This window comes from Aquimarina algiphila (genome assembly GCF_947494415.1).
Lineage (GTDB): Bacteria > Bacteroidota > Bacteroidia > Flavobacteriales > Flavobacteriaceae > Aquimarina > Aquimarina algiphila.
In genome coordinates this window covers 231,055-249,887 of sequence record NZ_CANLVC010000004.1, presented here as the reverse complement: position 1 = coordinate 249,887, position 18,833 = coordinate 231,055, and the positions used below count along the sequence as shown (strand labels likewise).

Below are 18,833 nucleotides of genomic sequence, written 5' to 3'. Positions count from 1 at the left end.
TTAATTTGTTGTTTAACAGAAGAATACGAGTTACCTATTCCTATTCGCCAGATAAACTCCTAAAATAATAATTCCAGAAGCTAATACCTGATAAAAAGTAAATTGTTCATTATCTAAGACACCCCATAACAACGCTACAATAGGAATTGTATAAGTCACAGAAGTTGCAAAGACAGGGGTACTAATCTGCACCAATTTATTAAACAAAACCTTGGCAATACCTGTTCCTACTACTGCAAGTATCGATATGTATATCAAACTTGCATGTACTTTTGGGCTAGAAATTACTTCAGCTTTAAAAAAATCAGACCCGTATAACACGATTAATGCTGGGATAACAAGCACAATAAAATTTCCATTTGCAATAGCCATAGGAGAAATATGCTGCATGTATCGTTTTATGATATTTACATTCATTGCATAACAAACCGAAGCACAAAGCACTAATAAAGCATACCAATAATTTTGACCAGGGTTTACTGAAGCTCCTTCCAAAATTAATGCGAGACAACCTACAAATCCCACTATCACCCCTATCAACTGGTTTTTATTAAATCGAATAGAGAAAATTAGTACTCCCAAAATAAGTGTTACAAGTGGTGTTGTGGAATTGAGAATTGATGCAATCCCACTATCAATTTCTGTTTCGGCAAAAGCAAACAAAAAAGCTGGAATAAACGTCCCCAAAAAGCCTGATATCGCAATCCATTTCCAATCAGATGCTGCTATAGTTTTCATGCTCCTAAAACCTATTAGAAATAAAAACACAGCTGCAAAAAGAGTTCTTAACGCCCCTATTTGCAGTGGGGTAAGACCAATAAGCGACTTCTTAATAAGAATAAATGAACTACCCCAAACCAGAGAGAGTATAATAAGATATAACCATTTTAATTTTGTGTTTTGCATCTTTCAAAAAGTAAACTGCAAAAGTGATGAAATTATAAATGTATGAGTGTAGTTTTGGAAGAAAATTAACTATTCTTTCCAACGAAGGGTTTCCATCAATTGTTTCATATCATTACGTAAATAATTTGCAGCCGGAAGAATAGAGTCATAATTTGGTTTTACTTTAAAATACATAGACCCCACTACAAAATGATTAATACTATCAGTAGCATAAAACTGAGACTGTGAAGCCGCATTGCCAGACACCTCATAAAACATACCAAACACACGATTTTTTTCATCAATATAAGGTTCTTGTAAAATACCATCTGCCTTAATCACGTGTTCTTGAGTAAGATTTTGAGCATCCCGTAGCAACGAATCAAGGTTATTATTAATTTTAAAATAAGAAATATACATGGTTGCTTTTAATTTCTTATACTCCAGATTATACCAACATCGATTATTCCTTCTGGCTTTTTGAAATTCTGAAAAATCATTTTTCTCAAAAGAATAAGGGCAAGGTAGCATCACTTCTTTATACTCTGGTTTAGGATAACTTAATCGCAACATTCCTTCTGGTTTAGGTAGGATCTCACCACCACAAGAAAGTAATAACACTGCACTTATCACTAAACAAAATCTAACTATTTTCCTTTTCATTAATGGTTAATTTCACTTGTTTTATTCGTTTATTATCCAATGATTCTACTTTAAAAGTATACTGGTTCAAGTTAATCATTTCACCTCGTCTTGGAAAACTTCCTGATATTTCCAGCAACAATCCCGCGATGGTTTCTGCATCTCCTTTTTTATCTTCAAAAACTTCATTGTCTTCGAGCTTTAATACTTTGTAAAAATCTTTTAACGCCGTCCTTCCTTCAAAAACATAATTTTGATCATCGAGTTTAGAATACACCAAATCTTCATCGTCAAATTCGTCACTAATATCACCAACAATTTCTTCGATAATATCTTCTAAAGAGATCAATCCACTGGTCCCCCCATATTCATCTACCACGATAGCCAGATGATTCTTTTTGTTTTTAAAATCATTAAGCAAATCATCGAGTTTTTTATTCTCTGGCACAAAATAGGGATCTCTTAACAACGGTATCCAATCAAAATTGGTTTCATTAATATGCGGTAAAAGATCTTTTACATATAAAATCCCGATCACTTTATCAATATTATCTTCATAAACAGGAATACGTGAATATCCATTCTCGATAACCTCTGGCAGAATTTCTTTATAGGACGCTTGGTTATTCAATGCAAAAATATCCATTCTGGGTCGCATCACTTGTTTTGTATCTGTATTTCCAAAGGACACTATTCCCTCCAGGATTTTCTTTTCTTCATCAGTAGTATCCTTATCAGAGGTTAGTTCTAGTGCTTGTGACAATTGATCTACACTTAAATTAGATTTTTGTTTTCCCAATCTATTATGAATCCCAATAGTAACGCTACGCATAGGGATACTGATTGGAGTGATAATCCAATCCAAAACCCTAAGAGGACGTGCCATAAACATGGCAAATTTCATTTTATTTCTACTGGCATATATTTTTGGCAAAATCTCACCAAATAATAAGATCAAAAAAGCTGCTAGTCCAACTTCTACTAAAAACCGCACACTAATCCAGCCAAACCACACATAGTCAAGGCTACTAAAATATACTTTCCCCAAAGTATCAAAAAGTAATATGATCGCAATATTGATAAAATTATTCGCTACTAATATTGTTGCTAGTAATTTCTTGGGATTATCTAATAATCTGGATATCGTCTTAAGGTTCTTAGATCCGTTTTCTTCATCTTTTAGATCAGCAGGAGTTAATGAAAACAGCGCCACTTCACTTCCAGATATTAATGCAGAAAAAACAAGTAAAACTACAAGCGCCACCAAATTAACGGTTTGCATTGGATCAAAAGCGAATAGTAAAATAAATAAAGGTTCAGGATCAGGGTCCAAATTATCTCTGTTTAGTTAAACGTATCAGAATGGAAGATCGTCGTCTTCCATTGCTGGTGAATCAGGTGAAGCCTCTTGCGGATTGTTCACAGAAGGGGTCACTTGATGAGTTGTATTCTGAGGTCTTGGCTCAGAAGATGGGTTCTCATTTTTGGGGGTAAGAAAAGTAAAATCAGTACACTGTATTTCTGTACTATATCTATCTTTTCCTTGTTCATCTTGCCATTTTCTGGTCTTTAAACGCCCCTCTATATATATTTTATCTCCTTTATTAAGGTATTTCTCACAAATCTCTGCCGCTTTATTTCTCACAACAATATTATGCCACTCTGTAGTAGTCACTCGTTCATTTGTACTTTTATTCACATAAGAATCATTTGTTGCGAGTGGAAATCTACCAATACAATTACCTCCTTCAAAATAATGCATCTTAACCTCATCTCCTGTATGCCCAATAAGCATTACTTTATTTAGTGTTCCAGACATTTTAATTATAGTTTGTTGTTAGGGTTTATACTTGCAAAGAAATAACAAACCTTTATAAATAACGCTATCAGAATAGTTCTTATTTTCTTCTATACCTTAAAATAACATTGTTATCTAGTAAATGTAATAAAAAATCAATAAATACAATACTCTTAGAATCGTCTTAACGTATCTTTTTTTAAACTAAATCTTTCTTAAAAAACGCTTCTATAAAATTACTTAACAAAATAGGAACCGGATAGGAATGTATATCTTTAAAATTTACTTTTTTCTGATCTTCACTACCATTTAGACTATCATTTAATTTTACAATGTAAAACTTAGTGTATAAATGTTGATGAGATAATTTATGCACTATTAACTCCTCTTTATAGGGTATAATCTCATACTCCTTAGTATTTACTATTTTCTGAAAAATATCATTTAACACTATTTCATCAACACCTACAACTTCTCCTTCTATTAAAGGAAATTCATATAGGCCTTTCCATATTCCTTTCCCTACTCTTTGTTGTAATATGGTTTCCTGATCTGATGAAGAAAATACCAGGTAATTAAAATACCGTTTTTTGACTTTTAGTTTTTTAAGTTTTACTGGTAAAGAAGGTACGTTATCTTTTTTAAGTGCTTCACAACTATCTTGTAAAGGGCAAACAATACAATACGGACTTTTGGGCTTACACTGCAATGCTCCAAACTCCATAATTGCCTGATTGTATTCTGCAGGCTCATCATGATCCATTAATGTTATTGCCAGTTTTTTAAACTCACTAATTCCTTTTGTACTATTAATAGGAGTATCAATTCCAAAATACCTGGATAATACGCGATACACATTTCCGTCGACTACAGGTACGGCTTCATTATAACATATAGAAGCAATGGCACTAGCCGTATAATCACCAACTCCTTTTAATTGCAATAAGTCCTTATATGTAGCAGGAAAAATACCTTTTAAATCATTGGCCACATATTTTGCTGTAGCATGCAGGTTTCTAGCCCTAGAATAATAGCCTAATCCCTGCCATAATTTAAGCACTTCTTCTTCACTTGCATTTGCCAAATCAAATACCGTTGGAAAAGTAGTTGTAAATGACATATAATATGGTAATCCTTGCGCAACTCTGGTCTGTTGAAGTATAATTTCGCTAAGCCAAATATGATATGGATTTTTGGTTTCTCTCCATGGCATTGATCTTTTGTTTTGTAAGTACCACGAAATGAGTTTTTTAGAAAAAATCATAATAAAATTATAAGTTTTACAAAATTAAACGTTTAAAGATGAAAATATCATCTTAAGTATTGATATTTTGGATTTTAAATTGTTATATTTGCCCCCTTGAAAATTTAAAAACCCCTTAATAGGTATTATAATGACTAAAGCAGATATTGTAGCAAAAATTTCAGAAAAACTGGGAATAGAAAAAGGAGATGTTCAGGCAACTGTTGAAACATTTATGGAAGAAGTAAAAAGTTCACTAGAAAGTGGAGACAATGTTTATCTTAGAGGATTTGGTAGTTTTATTATCAAAACCAGAGCAGAAAAAACAGGTCGTAACATTTCTAAGAATACTACTATCAAGATTCCTGCACACAATATACCAGCGTTTAAGCCAGCAAAAGTTTTTGTAGAAGGCGTAAAAACTAATGTAGAAGTAAAATAAACTAATAACAATAAATAAAATACACACACTATGCCAAGTGGTAAAAAACGTAAAAGACACAAGGTAGCTACGCACAAGCGTAAAAAACGCAGAAGAGCCAACCGCCACAAGAAAAAGTAGTTTCTAACTACTTTTTTTGTTTAAAAGTAATGTTCTTTGAAATCGAAATAAAATATACTATCTACTACCGATAGGATTATTTTATTTCAACGGAATTGCAAAATTCCTGTGAAAAAAATTGTTTAATCCATTCCGATTTATCGGGATAAAAATCTAATCAGAGTGAACAACGAATTGATCATTAGGTCAGGTTCCTCTACAGATTTTGCCTTACTAAAGGATGGAAAACTAATTGAGTTACATAAGGAAGAAGACGATAGTGATTTTTCGGTAGGTGATATTTTTATTGCCAAAATCCGTAAATCCGTCCCAGGTTTAAACGCTGCATTTGTAAATGTAGGGTATGAAAAAGATGCATTTTTGCATTATCATGATCTTGGTCCTCAAGTGTCTTCCTTACTTAAATTCATAAAACGTGTAAGCACAGGTAAATTAAGAAATTATTCTCTAAAGGATTTTCCTGTAGAGGACGATATTGATAAACACGGTACTATTACCAATGTGTTAAAATCAAATCAATCACTGTTAGTACAGATAGTTAAAGAACCTATATCAACCAAAGGCCCTCGAATTAGCTCAGAGCTATCGATTGCTGGTCGATATATTGTATTAGTTCCTTTTTCTAACCGAATTTCTATTTCTCAAAAAATAGAATCTTCAGAAGAAAAAGAACGTTTAAAAAGGCTTGTTAAAAGTATCAAGCCCAAAGGTTTTGGTATTATCGTACGTACTGTAGCAGAAGGCAAAAAAGTAGCAGAACTAGACAAAGATTTACAAAATCTGATGGGACGCTGGGAAACCATGTGCAAGAAATTGTACAAAGCGCATCATCCGTCTAAAGTATTAGGTGAAATGAACAGAGCATCTTCTATATTAAGAGATGTGTTTAATGACACTTTTACTTCTATTATTGTAGATGATGAAGATCTCTACAGTAGAATTAAAGAATATCTGCAAGAAATTGCTCCAAAAAAGGAATCAATTGTAAAACTTCATAATCCTAAAATACCAATTTTTGAAAAATATGGTATTGAACGGCAAATCAAAACAAGTTTTGGCAAGACGGTATCTATGAGTAAGGGCGCCTATTTGGTTATCGAGCATACAGAAGCGATGCACGTAATCGATGTCAATAGTGGCAACCGGTCTAATAAAGCCAAAAACCAAGAAGATACTGCACTAGAAGTTAACCTAATCAGTGCAGCTGAAGTAGCTCGCCAACTACGTCTAAGAGATATGGGAGGCATTATTGTAGTCGATTTTATCGATATGAATAATGCTGATAACCGTAGAACTCTCTTTAATCAATTGAGAGAAGAGATGAAAGACGACCGAGCGAAGCACAAAATATTACCGCCAAGTAAGTTTGGCTTGATTCAGATTACGCGACAACGCGTAAGACCAGAAATGAATATCAAAACCCGCGAGGATGATCCAAGTGGAATAAATGGTGAAGTTGAGGCACCTATAGTTTTGGTAGAAAAAATAAAGGTCGAATTAGAAAAATTAATTAAGAAAGAACATAAAAAGATAACGCTAAGTGCGCATCCTTTTATTGCAGCTTTTTTAACAAAAGGATTTCCATCCACCCGATCCAAATGGTATTTTAACCATAAACGATGGGTTAAGATTGTACCTAGAGACGCTTACACGTATTTAGAATATCATTTTCACGATAAAGATGGTGAAGTGATAAAATAAAATAAAGCCCGGACTTGTAAAAGTACCGGGCTTTTTGGTTTTATAATCTCCTCTTTATATTAAAGATTTAATACTCACTATTTATAGGCCAAAACATCCTTGAGTAGGTCTGTTAGTCCCTCCATTGTTTTTTGGATCAGTAACTGTTAATGTACAAGTAAAAGCACCTGAAGGCTCAGGTTTAGGTGGGTCTGTTAAAGGACAATGCTCACTTCCTCCCATAATCACTCTTGGGTTTGTTAATTTTGTGATCTCCAACTTTTCTAATCCTAATTTTTTTGTGATTGACTTTTTTTTCATAATTCTCTTTTTTTATTTGTTTCCGTTGGCAAACATAAATAGAATAATTCTGAAATGTTACTTTTTTATTTAACTACCGCCCTGTTTTCCAGAATCACTGAACATAAGATATTAATAATCAATTTTTTAACAAAAATCAATTACGCTGTTGTTTTTCTAACTCTCGAATAAAGTATGAAGGTTGTATCTTTTTTATTTTATAAAAAGATTTAGAAAAAGCATCTGTAGAATTAAAACCTATCTCTCTTGCTATGGCTTTAATGGTATAATTCATAAACTTTTTGTCTGTTTTAAGTTTTTCAATACAATAATCTATTCTTAATTCATTGATATATACAATAAAGCTTTTCTTCTTATAGTGATTAATCACTCGGGATAAATATTTTGAATTTGTATTCATTTTTTTTGCCAATTCATTAGTGGTAATGCTTGGCTTTAAAAATTCTTGCTTTCGTTCAAATTCGTCTAAATCATTCAAAATTTTATTCGCAATATCTTCAGAAATCCCAATCGAATCAACCGATGTAGTACTTAAGGTTTTCTGATTCTTTTTATTAGCAGAACTAGAATTATATAATTCGTCAAATCTTTGTTTATATCTCTTCTTTTTTCGATAATTAAAAACCAAAAAAACAGATGACATCATACTTAGAATAACCAAAAAAATGATAATTATTGTAGATGATTTTTTATCCCCTTTTAATGAATCTATAATTTTTTGCTTTTCAGAAAGAAGTCTCGGGGTATCATAATTTTGGACCACATTCTTGATAAGGTATTTATAATTACTATTTAATATACTATCCACTCTAAGAAGTTTTTCAATATATTCTAATTGGCTATCCGTATCATTTATGCTTTTATAATAACTAATCAAAATCTCATGATTTTCTCTATTTTCTGGAATAATCTGGGTAACTTCCTGAAAAATTTTATCTGCTTTTTTATGTTCTTCTATAGCCTCTTCTTCAAAATCCAATGATGATAATGTTTTTCCTAAGTAAAAATGGGCTTGCCCCAAATTAGTTTTATCACCATTTAACTCTAAATCTTTAATTGCTTTTGCTAAACTATCTTTGGCTACAGTATAATTCGATTTACTAAATTGATTTATTCCTTCGTTTAGTACAAAATAACATGTAAACTGTTCTGCTTTTAATTCTATAGATTCTTTGTACCCTATTCTATTTATCATAGAAGCAGAATCTAGCACTTTATTAAAATTATAAGATTCTGACAAAGCAAAAAGTGTAGTTAAATAGTCATTGGGAGCTTTTTCTTTATATTTTGAGTAAAATGCATAACATTCTCGTAAGGTCACTAAAGCTGTTTCATTTTCTCCCAGAATAGCCTTCAGAATACCTATATTTTTCTTACAAGAATATTGGAGAAATATATTATTATATTTTTCTGTTTCGTCATATACTTTTAAATAATAATCAAAAGCCTTCTTAAAATTTCCCATGTCAAAATACTTAAGCGCTTTATTTAAATAGGCATAGGTAGGGTAGCTTTCTGTCTGGTGATTTTTTGTAATTGCTATTATAGTATCACAATATTTGATTGATGTCTCCCCTGTACTTATGCTGGATAAGAAATAATATCCATCTGCAATTCTTAACGTATCCTTTTCTTTTTTTGCTTTAGAAAGATATTTATTGGCATACCCAACAGCAATTACAGAATCTACTTCATTTTCATAAAATTTATTTAATAAAAACTTATAACTATCATCTAAGGTTTTCTCGGTGTTTTGATATGCAGTGATACTTTGTATTTGATAAAATAAAAGAATCGCTACGATATAAAAACTCTTGCACATTATTCTCTTCAAAATTTATGAATACTATATTAAAAATACTATGATTTACATTTCATTTTCTTCCAAAACAAGAAGTAAATATACCACTTTCTGTTTTTTATTCGACTCCTGAAGAACACAAGTCTAAATATTTAAAAAACAGATTGTTACACCCATAAACATGAGTCCGCGATTCTAAGAATTCATGGCGTGTTTTCCAGAATAGCAGAACACTTGCTTTGTTTCTCACCTGATATTACAGATACATTTGCTTCCATCAAAACAATGTTGAACAACAAAAAAACAATAGCCGTTCCTGGTTAATTAATTAAGAATATAAATATTAAAATTATGAAAAAACAAATCATGAATACAATAATGCTATTAGCCTTAACAACGGGTATGATGGCAAACACAAATAACAATACAGAAATCACAAAACTAGAAATTGGAAGTTGTACAGTGTCGTATACGAATTCAAAAGGAATAAAGTTTTCGGCTACAGCAGCGACATGTGGAGAAGCTTATGAAATGATTGCTCCTCATGTTGAAGCAACAAGAGATGTACCTCTTCCTACGCTTACTGAGGGTGATCTGGGCGCGACTACTCCTAGTACTTTTATACCATTCCCTTTAGGAACAAATTAATAGAAACAATTAACAAATAACTCATCCAGGAACGGTTTAAAAAAATAACAATGAAAACAATCTCACTACTATTAGCATTAACTTGCTTATCAATCACTAAAGGAATATCTCAAATAATAGAACAGCCTCTGGCAGTAGTTACATACACAGTAAAAAAGGAAACTCATTTCTTAGGTTTATATGAATGTAGCTTAATATTTGATAAGGAAAAATCATTATTCACGTGGAAAAGTATCAGTGATGCATCATTACAAACAGATCAAAGTGGAGGGCTCTATACGGCAGACCGATCCATGAATGGAGTTATTAATTTTATCGATTTCAAACACAAAAAACTCATTTCAAGAGATTTTGTTCAATATGATAAAAAAACATATTTGGTTGATGAAGAACTTGCTAACCTTCATTGGAATATTACCAATAACCACAAAAAAATTGGAGCATACACGGTAACAGAGGCAAAAACTTCTTTTAGAGGAAGAGAATATACAGCCTGGTTTACAGATGAAATTCCAGTCAAAATGGGGCCATGGAAATTACATGGTCTACCGGGGCTTATTCTCGAAGTCCATGATCAAGAGAAAGAAATTTTCTTCTCAGTTAAAAAAATTTCTAAAATGGATAGTCCATTTACGGCAAAAGACTTCTTTGATGGACAGAGACTTGATTTGATCACTTTTCACAAAAAGAATATTGATGCTCCTTTTCTACATTTAAAAAAAGTAAATGCCAGATCTGGCAGAGAAAACAGTATGGAAATAACTGGAGTGAATTACAATTTTCTGGAAAAAACCTTCGAATATCTTGCAAAAAACAGAGAAGAACAAATCTCTAAATCCAACTAATTTTAAGTTTTATCGTGCTGTAATGATCAATTCAACCAGTATTAAATTAAAAATCTATTTAAGTTTTTTTCTTTTGTTAAGTAATTTCATTAACGGACAAACTATAATTGAAGGTCAAGTAACAGATAGTTTGCTTAATCCTATCGCGCAAGTTAGTGTTGTTTTAAAGTCTGACACATCCATTATTACCTATGCATATACGGATGAATCAGGATTTTATAAAATCCTCACAAATAAGGATGGAATATTTACACTTGACTTCAGTAGTTTATCTTTTCAAAAGATCAAAACCTCTATACAAATAACAAGCAAAAAAGAACGAATTGTTAAAAACGTTACTTTAGTTGACAAAACTTTTGTCCTTGATGAAATCATTATCAAAGCTGATATTCCTATAAAAGTAAAAAAAGACACTATAGTTTTTAATGCATCTAGTTTTACAGATGGCACTGAAGAAGTAACCGAAGATCTCCTAAAAAAAATACCTGGAATTGATATAAGCAAAGATGGAGATATTAGTATACAAGGAAAAAGTGTAGACAAAGTAATGATTGAAGGAGATGATCTTTTTGAAAAAGGATATAAATTATTGACTAAAAACTTAAATGCTGATGTGATTGACAAAATAGAAGTGCTCCAAAATTTTTCTAGTAACCCATTATTAAAAGGAATAGGAACTAACACTAAAACTGCATTAAATTTAACACTCAAAGAAGATCGAAAAACACAACTTTTTGGTAATGCTACACTTGGATACGGAACAAGTCAGTTCTATGAGAATCGCGTTAATCTTATATCATTTAATAGCAAAACGAAATATTATCTTTTTGGCAATTTAAATAATGTCGGGATTGACCCTACCGGTGACATTTCACAAATAATTAATCCTAACTATCAACCCTCTGCGAGTTCAATAGGAGATGAATTTTCTGCTAAAAACTTAATCAATATCGATACGGGGACCCCTAACATTAAAAAACAAAGAATAAATTTTAACAATACAGAGTTTGCGTCATTTAATGGCATATATAATTCTTCTGAAAAATTAAAAATCAAAGGACTTGCTTTGGTTAATATAGACGAAAATGATTTTTTTAGACAAAGTGAAATCCAATTTTTAATTCCAAATAATTTAACAAATACCGAAAACATAAAAGCTGATAAAAAGAGTATTACGGGATTTGGGAAATTGGATGTCATCTATAACATTAATGATGATTCTAGAATCGAATATATAGGTAAATACAATACTTCTAAACAAAAAAGCAACTCTGGACTACTCTTTAACAATGAGGTTTATAATCAAAGATTATTAAACAAATCAAAATTCACTGATCATAAAATAACATATACAAATAGAATTACCAGCAATAATGTCTTGCTTATAAGAGGAAGGTATTTTTATGATCGTAAACCACAAAATTATTTTTTAGATACCTTTTTATACGAGGATATATTCCCAGATAGTGGTACAATTGAAAATATTAACCAAAAAAACACTAGTCAAGTAGAGTTTTTAGGCATAGAAGGAAACTACATTATCAATAGAAAAAATAAAAACATAGATATAAAATTAGGGTACAAAAGAAATTATGAAAAATTTTTTAGTTCATTCTTTTTAATAGATTCTAGTCAAATAGTAAAACAAGCCGAAGCAAAATATAATAATGATTTTACTCTTCAATTTGAAGATATCTACGGTGAAGTGAGTTATTTATATCGACTAAAAAGAATAGGTATTAGAACCACTCTTAAAACCCACCAGCTTCTTACAACCCTAAAAAACAATAAAACTTCGAGATTGAAACCCTCTTTTTACACCGTACCGAGCATACTCTTTAATTGGTCTATTAACAAAAGAAATTCTCTCTCTGCATTATATAAATACGACACTAAAAACATTACATTATCAGATATTTACTCAAATTTCGCTCTTACAAATTTTAGAAATTTCAGAGCTGGAACAGGTGGTTTTGAACAGTTAACAGGAAGTATTTTTCTCACTAATTATACTTATGGAGATTGGGCTGATGAGTTCATAGCTAATGCCTCATTTTTATACCGTAAAAATAACAAGTATCAAAGTACAAATACCGAAATAGCGCGTAATTTTAGCCTATCAGAAAAAATAATTTTAAACAACGGGCAACTTTATACTATAAATATTAATGCTGATAAATTTATAAACAAGCTCTCTTCAAACATCAAAATACGAGGCAGTCACACTCAAACAAGTTTTCAAAACAGTATTAATAACGAACGACTTAGAGATGTTAAAACATCATTATATACATATGGTATCGAAATGCGCTCTGCTTTTTCTGGTGTCTTTAATTTTCATGTCGGAACCGACTGGACTACCTCTATAGTAGAAACTTCTTCAAAAAACACCAATACCGATGTTACTTCTTTTTTAGATTTTACATTTAACATTTCTGAAAAAATTACCTGTAAGCTTAAAAATGAAAGGTATTATTTTAGAAATTTAAATAGCTCTACCTATTATTTTTCTGATTTTGAAGCACAATACATCATTAAAAAAAATGCCTTAACTCTAAAACTTACAGCTCAGAATTTATGGAACACTGATAGTTTTGCTAATTACTCTATAAATGATCAAGCTATCACTACTACTGAATATAGATTATTACCAAGATATTTTTTGCTCAAGCTAAATTTTAGATTTTAAAGAAAATTGTTATGAAAATTCTAATCCAAACTATGCAACTTATTCAACGTATTGATCAATTGATCCATTTACAAGCAACAGGTACTCCAGATCAGTTAGCGTCGCGATTAGGTATCTCAAGAACTAAAGTCTATCGTATCATCAAATTTATGAAAGACCTTGATGCTCCTATACTATATGATTTACATTCTCAAAACTTTATCTATGCCGAAGCGGTAGGGTTTAGGTTTGGGTTTTATCAAAACGAATTACAAAGTGATGAATGAATCATTTCTTAGAATAATTTTAAGGAGCTAGAAAAGAATTAAAACACAATAAACCGATCGCATAGGTGAATTGGATAGTAATTCCTCAAAAATATTGAAAATAGTAATAAACTCAATAAAAAAAGAACCCCAGCTTAATTAAGCTGGGGTTCTTTTTTTATTGCAACATAATCTTATTAAATTGTCTAATCAGCAATAGGATCTGGATCTGGCAAACATGGTGGCCATCGATAACTTCTGCAATCTAATACTGTTCCACAATTATCATGAGAACCTCCTACTATTTCTGAAAGGTCTCCCTTATTCAATCTAGTAACCTTAATTTTTTCTAAAGTCAATTTCTTTTTTCTCTTTTTGTTTTCCATGAGTTTTGTTTTAGGTTCCGGGCAAATATAAATGTTACTCTTAAAAAAATGTAAATAAAAAAGAAACTGTTAGTCTGGTTTCTATGAAATCAGACTGTTAATGTTTTAATTATAAATTATTTAGCTTATTTTACTTTTCTAATTGTTTTATAAAATAGGAAGGATAAATCCCCGTCTTTTTATAGAAGGATTTAGAAAACGCCTCAGTTGTATTAAACCCAATCTCACGAGAAATTGCTTTAATCGTATATAATCTAAATTTGGAATCGTTTTTGAGTTTATCTATCACATACTCGATACGTAACTCGTTTATATATACACTAAAACTTTTTTGTTTATAGGTGTTGATAATTTTGGACAAATACTTAGAATTAGTTTTTAATTGTTTTGCCAAATCTCCGGTGGTAATATTGGATGATAAATACCCTTCCTTATCTTCAAATTTTTGGAGTCCAGATAGAACTATCTTTACTATATCTTTAGAAATCCCAATGGCTTCCGGCGAAGAAGAATTTTTAAGTTGTCTGGTTTCTTTTACTTCAATTTCAGCCGAAGATGTTTTCATTAATTCCTCAAAACGTTTCTTATATCTTATATTCTTTATATATACTAATACGACAAAAACGATAAGCAATAAAGTAATAATAATGACTATAAAAAGTTTTACACTTGTTCTTTTTTCTTTTCGCTCTAAATCATCAATTAAATCTTGCTTTTCTTCTAATAGCCTTGGTGTATCGTACTCCCTTACCATTTTTCTACTCAAATTTTTATAATTTGAATCTAAAATACTGTCTACCTTAAACAACTTATTAATATAATATAATTGCTTGGTTTTATCATCTTTGGTTTTATAATAACTTATTAGCATTTCATACCCTCTCCTCATTTCAACAGGAGTGAAATCTGCTCTCTCATAATATTCATTCATTTTTAGTAAATGTTCCAAAGACTTTTCGGTATTACTTTGCTTTCTATAAAGTTTAGCCAAATGAAGGTGACCGCTAAAAAGTAAATCATTTTTTGACTGTAATTTATCAAAAAAAGGTAAAGCTTTCTGAATGCTATCAAATGACGATTGGTACTTTTTTTTATAAAACAAATTAATACCTTCATTTAAAACAAAAGAATGATAGATATCTAAATTATTTTCAATCGATAATTTGATCCCTTTTTTATTATAAATTGAAGAAGAATTATAATCTTCTAGTTTTCTATATGTAGTAGCCAAACTAAACATTGTAGCTAGATGTCCTTTATCATTAATATTATTCTCATCCTCATAGTCAAGTACTTCTTTATACATTATTGCTGCTTCTTCAAAATCTCCTATTTCTTGCCTCAAGCTTGCAATGTTATGTTTTGTTAAATAATAAAAACCAGTACTGTTGGTTTTTTTAGATAGTTTTAAAGCAATTAAATAATTATCAAGAGCCTTACTATACTCTCCTAATTCCTTGTACAAACTACCTCTCAGAGAATACGAAGTTGTAGGGAACTGCCGGTCATTTAAATTTTTACTAACAGCTATAGAACTATCCAGATACGATAGCCGTATGTATGGCACATTAAGAAAGTTATAGGATTTAATCATGTATGCTTTAGCTAATTTTAACTCATCCCCTTTTTCTTTGCTTATCGTCAATAGTATATCAGTATAAAAAGAAAATTGAATAGAATCACCATAACTTTTATTAAGTAAATCCTCTATCTCATCAAAACTCCTATTCTTCAACGAATCAGGAATTTTAAATCCCTTATCCTGAGCAACTCCATGGATAATAGTTAGAAAAATGATACTAAAGACGAGTAGTACTCTTTTCATGCTTTGCTATAGCTTACTTTTGTTTTTTGGTAGCGTAATAAGAAATCATAACACACCAATTCATAAAAACGCTGTTTGGATCGAAAAGCTCGATTTACTAACATATGGATATAACTACTCATCAAATCATCCAGTGGCATTTCTAAACGGTTGTCTTGCTGCATTTTCATAATCATCTGTACCACAGTAGTTGATTTCTGAGTTTTGTGATCTATTAAGTCATCTAAAACCTGATATTCTTCTGGCATTTCTGTAGTCTCCAAAAATGCAGAAAGCTTGCTTTTTATGCCTCGGTATTTTTTATCTAATTGTTTGTTTAAAGTCTTATCCCCATGAAATTCTTTCTTAAAAGACTGACTGTTTCGATGTACCAATGTTAATTTTTCCTGTTGTCCGTAGTTAAAACTTTCTAACAATCGATCTATTGCCTTTACCACAAACAAAAAATACAATTCTTCGTCTTCTATCAATGCTATAGCATTCAATAACATTTCACTGTCATAAAAAAACAATTCTTCAGATATATCCATTGTGCGGGTGCCATATCGCTCTAATTCCCTCAAATAGGTGTCAGTCTGTATTTTATATACTACACCCTGCTCTACATAATCCTGTAATGCTGCATTCATTTGTAAAATTACCGTTCCTATGGCTTTTATATCTGGTAAATGAAATCGTATTCTGATATGAAAATCAGGATCCCCATACCGTATAAAAAACCAGGAATCTATCAATCCTTGCTGTAGCAACTGCTCTGTAAGAGGTTTTATGGTTTCTGTAAGGAGCACATCTGAGGTTCTGGCACCACAATAGATTTTATAGTATACCCATTCATCTCCTAATATATATGTTCGTTTTGTACTCATGTAGTCTTTTCTTTGTTCTAATTTTTCTTTCCTATTCAGCCATCAGATCACTGAATGTGCAAAAATAAAATTTCTAAACCTCAACCGCCTTTGACACTTGATTTTGTGATTGAGCATGCTCTAGTTTTTCCTGATTGTATAGTGATATAACAAACTGATTGGTATAACTATTACCTTGTTGTTGTACTACACCTTTTTGTCCATCAGGCTGACCTTCTTCGGCAAAGAAAAACTCTTCAAGAATACATCCTTTCTTATTTTTAATAGCATCTAACCACATACGCACAGAATTGCTATTCTCTAGGTTAATTAATAACGTATTATCCCCATCAATAAGCTGAACTAATGCAGGCATTTTGTGTTTTTCTCTCCAACCCTGTATAACTTCAATGTTGCCTTTGTCTATATGTTCCTTTAGAAAAGGAAGGTCTGCTGTAATAATTTTCCATCTGGCTTTTGCCAATATAAAATCCTTATATACTACCCTGGGTAGAAAAGCGTGTTTATCTAATGCCTCCCCCCAATAAAACCCTAAACCAGATCGTCCTCCCTGTTTCTGTACATCGCATAAAAAATGATATACAGGTAATGCATTAGCACTATAATTATGAGCATTGGTCAATCGTGGTATAATTTCTTTATTAAGCATCTTAGATCGTAAAATAATACGACCATATCGAACAGATATCATCAGATCAGATATATCAAGCTGTTGCTCCCTGGGTACATTAGATTTTCCTAAATACGGAATTTCATATTCTCGAATCGTAGCTCTACGAATCACATTACCGGTTCTGGACTCTGGCAAATGAACTACCTCTGCCAGGATTTGATTGGGATACATTTCTTGCTCTACTGCTGCAATATGCTGAACATGATCAAGAATACTATCATTACCTGTCGAAAATCGACCCAAAAGATTAGCTCCAGAAGACCCTCCTACAGAGGAAAACATCATTTTTTCTTCTCCATCAACATTTGCAATCTGTACTATAGATGACATAGTATCAGGTAAATCATTCCAATCAAGCTCCAGGTGTTCTACATCTTTATCTTCAAAGTGTAATGTATATTTATTTTCTTTATGAATATGCTGCAATTTTTGATTTAGGATTTCCTGAATAGGACTCCATGATATTTCCTGACGAGATACAGGTTTTAAAGGAATATACAAATCATCCAAAAAAGAAGTAGAATCTCCAGCATTTTGGTTTTGCAGATAGCCAATCCCTACTTCGGTATCTAATGCAGTAGCCAAAGGGATTTCCTGGGTTTCATATCGTTTTGTAAATGCATCTTTAAATCGCTGTAAATGGGTTTCTGAAGGAGCAGTACTTATCTTATTTAAAAGTGTTAAAGCCCTTTTAAATTTATATCCCCATCGCTTATCCAGTTGATTAGATTGTATCTTGGTATACATATCAGTCTGAAATAGATATTTCAGCTCAAAAGGGGTCTCTAGTTGTGATACCCGTTCACTTAATTGTAAATAGTCTTCTGCTGTATTACCCAATTTTTGATCTACTTGGTCCAAGAACACCTGATAATGTTTGATCTCTTTTAAGATAGATTCTGTACCGTCTAATGCCTTAAGACACTTTTCTAACTGTATTAAAAAATCCTCCCCAGTTACAGAGGGTTCTATTTCACTTACCAGAATCTGATTTTCAATTAGCTCACCTATAAATTCTTCTGCCTCTTCATAAGTAATCTCATCATCAACCAATAAATTAGCTAACTCTTTAATCTTTTTACCTGATCTGGCACTTTCAATTATTGTTTGTAAATATTCTGCATAGGCTACAGCTTCAATAGAATGTTCTCGCCTATTGTGTTGATTGTACTTATATTCTATGTATCGGTATTGATCTCCAATTTTATAGAGACTATTATTTGCATACCATAATAGCTGTTTTTTTATAACTTCTTCTTTGGCTAGTTTCTGTGAAAAAGCCACCAAAAAATTCATATCAAAACGGGTTTGCCTTTGATGATATTTATAATCGGTCAATTCGATTTTATTAGCTTCTCCAAACTCTCCAATACTACATCCTGCAAATAACCCAAACGGAGTACAACGAGAACTCATTCTGGATATATACTTTAATAAAGAAGATTCTAGGCGCTTACTCTTTTTTGTATCCTTTAACTGACCAGACAACCATTTTTCTATTTCGGAAAATAGTTCTGGTGAGGCCAGAAAAATGGCTTCTCTTATACTATCATCTTTCCAAATATCTTTAAAGCTGTCAATAGAGATCTCTTGATCTTTAGTGAGATGATGATAAAAGTTTAGTGATAAAAGTGGCGTCCTAAGACAAAATTTGTCAAAAAAGGTATATGGATTTTTTAGCTTCACAAGGTTCTAAGTCTTATTCTATAGTTAATTAATAGGTT

17 protein-coding genes are annotated in these 18,833 nt (G+C 31.5%); 6 read left to right on the top strand and 11 right to left on the bottom strand.

Annotated features, from left to right (window positions below; translation table 11 throughout):
* Positions 1 to 30: 30 nt before the first annotated feature.
* From PQF96_RS07720 to mutY, 5 genes are all read right to left on the bottom strand, one after another.
* Positions 31 to 906 (bottom strand): DMT family transporter, encoded by an 876-nt coding sequence (locus PQF96_RS07720; protein WP_271765655.1) that lies wholly within the window; start codon positions 904 to 906, stop codon positions 31 to 33.
* A 69-nt stretch (positions 907 to 975) separates the two neighbouring features.
* Complete coding sequence (gene gldD / locus PQF96_RS07715) at positions 976 to 1,548, bottom strand: gliding motility lipoprotein GldD (RefSeq protein ID WP_143915829.1); 573 nt, start codon at positions 1,546 to 1,548, stop codon at positions 976 to 978.
* Positions 1,529 to 2,860, bottom strand: coding sequence for a gliding motility-associated protein GldE (locus tag PQF96_RS07710; protein WP_271765654.1), 1,332 nt, complete (start codon positions 2,858 to 2,860; stop codon positions 1,529 to 1,531). The genes gldD and PQF96_RS07710 overlap by 20 nt, the downstream gene beginning before the upstream one ends.
* Before the next feature lie 24 nt (positions 2,861 to 2,884).
* Positions 2,885 to 3,346 (bottom strand): single-stranded DNA-binding protein, encoded by a 462-nt coding sequence (locus PQF96_RS07705; RefSeq protein ID WP_271765653.1) that lies wholly within the window; start codon positions 3,344 to 3,346, stop codon positions 2,885 to 2,887.
* A 178-nt stretch (positions 3,347 to 3,524) separates the two neighbouring features.
* Complete coding sequence (gene mutY, locus PQF96_RS07700; RefSeq protein ID WP_271765652.1) at positions 3,525 to 4,589, bottom strand: A/G-specific adenine glycosylase; 1,065 nt, start codon at positions 4,587 to 4,589, stop codon at positions 3,525 to 3,527.
* Between the two features lie 130 nt (positions 4,590 to 4,719).
* On the opposite strand from mutY, the gene PQF96_RS07695 reads away from it, so the two are divergent.
* On the top strand, positions 4,720 to 5,010 hold the full coding sequence (locus PQF96_RS07695) for an HU family DNA-binding protein (RefSeq protein ID WP_024768281.1): 291 nt from the start codon (positions 4,720 to 4,722) through the stop codon (positions 5,008 to 5,010).
* 282 nt (positions 5,011 to 5,292) lie between these two features.
* Positions 5,293 to 6,831: an Rne/Rng family ribonuclease gene (locus tag PQF96_RS07690; protein WP_109434436.1), complete on the top strand. Its 1,539-nt coding sequence runs from the start codon at positions 5,293 to 5,295 to the stop codon at positions 6,829 to 6,831.
* 81 nt (positions 6,832 to 6,912) lie between these two features.
* Here the strand turns inward: PQF96_RS07690 and PQF96_RS07685 are convergent, their stop codons facing one another.
* Together PQF96_RS07685 and PQF96_RS07680 are read right to left on the bottom strand one after the other, a co-directional pair.
* Positions 6,913 to 7,131 carry a hypothetical protein gene (locus PQF96_RS07685; protein ID WP_109434437.1) on the bottom strand — a complete coding sequence of 73 codons (219 nt, stop codon included), beginning with the start codon at positions 7,129 to 7,131 and terminating at the stop codon, positions 6,913 to 6,915.
* A 136-nt stretch (positions 7,132 to 7,267) separates the two neighbouring features.
* Positions 7,268 to 8,965: an AraC family transcriptional regulator gene (locus tag PQF96_RS07680; protein ID WP_271765651.1), complete on the bottom strand. Its 1,698-nt coding sequence runs from the start codon at positions 8,963 to 8,965 to the stop codon at positions 7,268 to 7,270.
* Positions 8,966 to 9,283: 318 nt separating this feature from the next.
* Here PQF96_RS07680 and PQF96_RS07675 point away from each other — a divergent pair, with 318 nt between their 5' ends.
* From PQF96_RS07675 to PQF96_RS07660, 4 genes are read left to right on the top strand one after another with little or no spacing between them, the layout of a single operon-like run.
* Entirely contained in the window at positions 9,284 to 9,580 is a 297-nt protein-coding gene (locus tag PQF96_RS07675) for a hypothetical protein (protein WP_271765650.1), read from the top strand.
* Positions 9,581 to 9,630: 50 nt separating this feature from the next.
* Positions 9,631 to 10,425 carry a GLPGLI family protein gene (locus PQF96_RS07670; protein WP_271765649.1) on the top strand — a complete coding sequence of 265 codons (795 nt, stop codon included), beginning with the start codon at positions 9,631 to 9,633 and terminating at the stop codon, positions 10,423 to 10,425.
* The gene (locus PQF96_RS07665; protein ID WP_271765648.1) at positions 10,385 to 13,114 is read left to right on the top strand and encodes a carboxypeptidase-like regulatory domain-containing protein; all 2,730 of its coding nucleotides are present in this window, start codon (positions 10,385 to 10,387) and stop codon (positions 13,112 to 13,114) included. Before PQF96_RS07670 ends, PQF96_RS07665 begins: the two co-directional genes overlap by 41 nt.
* A gap of 11 nt (positions 13,115 to 13,125) precedes the next feature.
* Positions 13,126 to 13,380, top strand: coding sequence for a helix-turn-helix domain-containing protein (locus tag PQF96_RS07660; RefSeq protein WP_143915833.1), 255 nt, complete (start codon positions 13,126 to 13,128; stop codon positions 13,378 to 13,380).
* 185 nt (positions 13,381 to 13,565) lie between these two features.
* Here the strand turns inward: PQF96_RS07660 and PQF96_RS07655 are convergent, their stop codons facing one another.
* The 4 genes from PQF96_RS07655 to PQF96_RS07640 form a co-directional block, all read right to left on the bottom strand.
* Positions 13,566 to 13,745, bottom strand: coding sequence for a hypothetical protein (locus PQF96_RS07655; protein ID WP_271765647.1), 180 nt, complete (start codon positions 13,743 to 13,745; stop codon positions 13,566 to 13,568).
* 130 nt (positions 13,746 to 13,875) lie between these two features.
* The gene (locus tag PQF96_RS07650; RefSeq protein WP_271765646.1) at positions 13,876 to 15,570 is read right to left on the bottom strand and encodes an AraC family transcriptional regulator; all 1,695 of its coding nucleotides are present in this window, start codon (positions 15,568 to 15,570) and stop codon (positions 13,876 to 13,878) included.
* Positions 15,567 to 16,436 carry a thiopeptide-type bacteriocin biosynthesis protein gene (locus tag PQF96_RS07645; protein WP_271765645.1) on the bottom strand — a complete coding sequence of 290 codons (870 nt, stop codon included), beginning with the start codon at positions 16,434 to 16,436 and terminating at the stop codon, positions 15,567 to 15,569. Before PQF96_RS07645 ends, PQF96_RS07650 begins: the two co-directional genes overlap by 4 nt.
* Positions 16,437 to 16,509: 73 nt before the next feature.
* Positions 16,510 to 18,795, bottom strand: a complete 2,286-nt coding sequence (locus tag PQF96_RS07640; protein WP_271765644.1) for a lantibiotic dehydratase family protein — start codon at positions 18,793 to 18,795, stop codon at positions 16,510 to 16,512.
* Between the last annotated feature and the right edge of the window lie 38 nt (positions 18,796 to 18,833).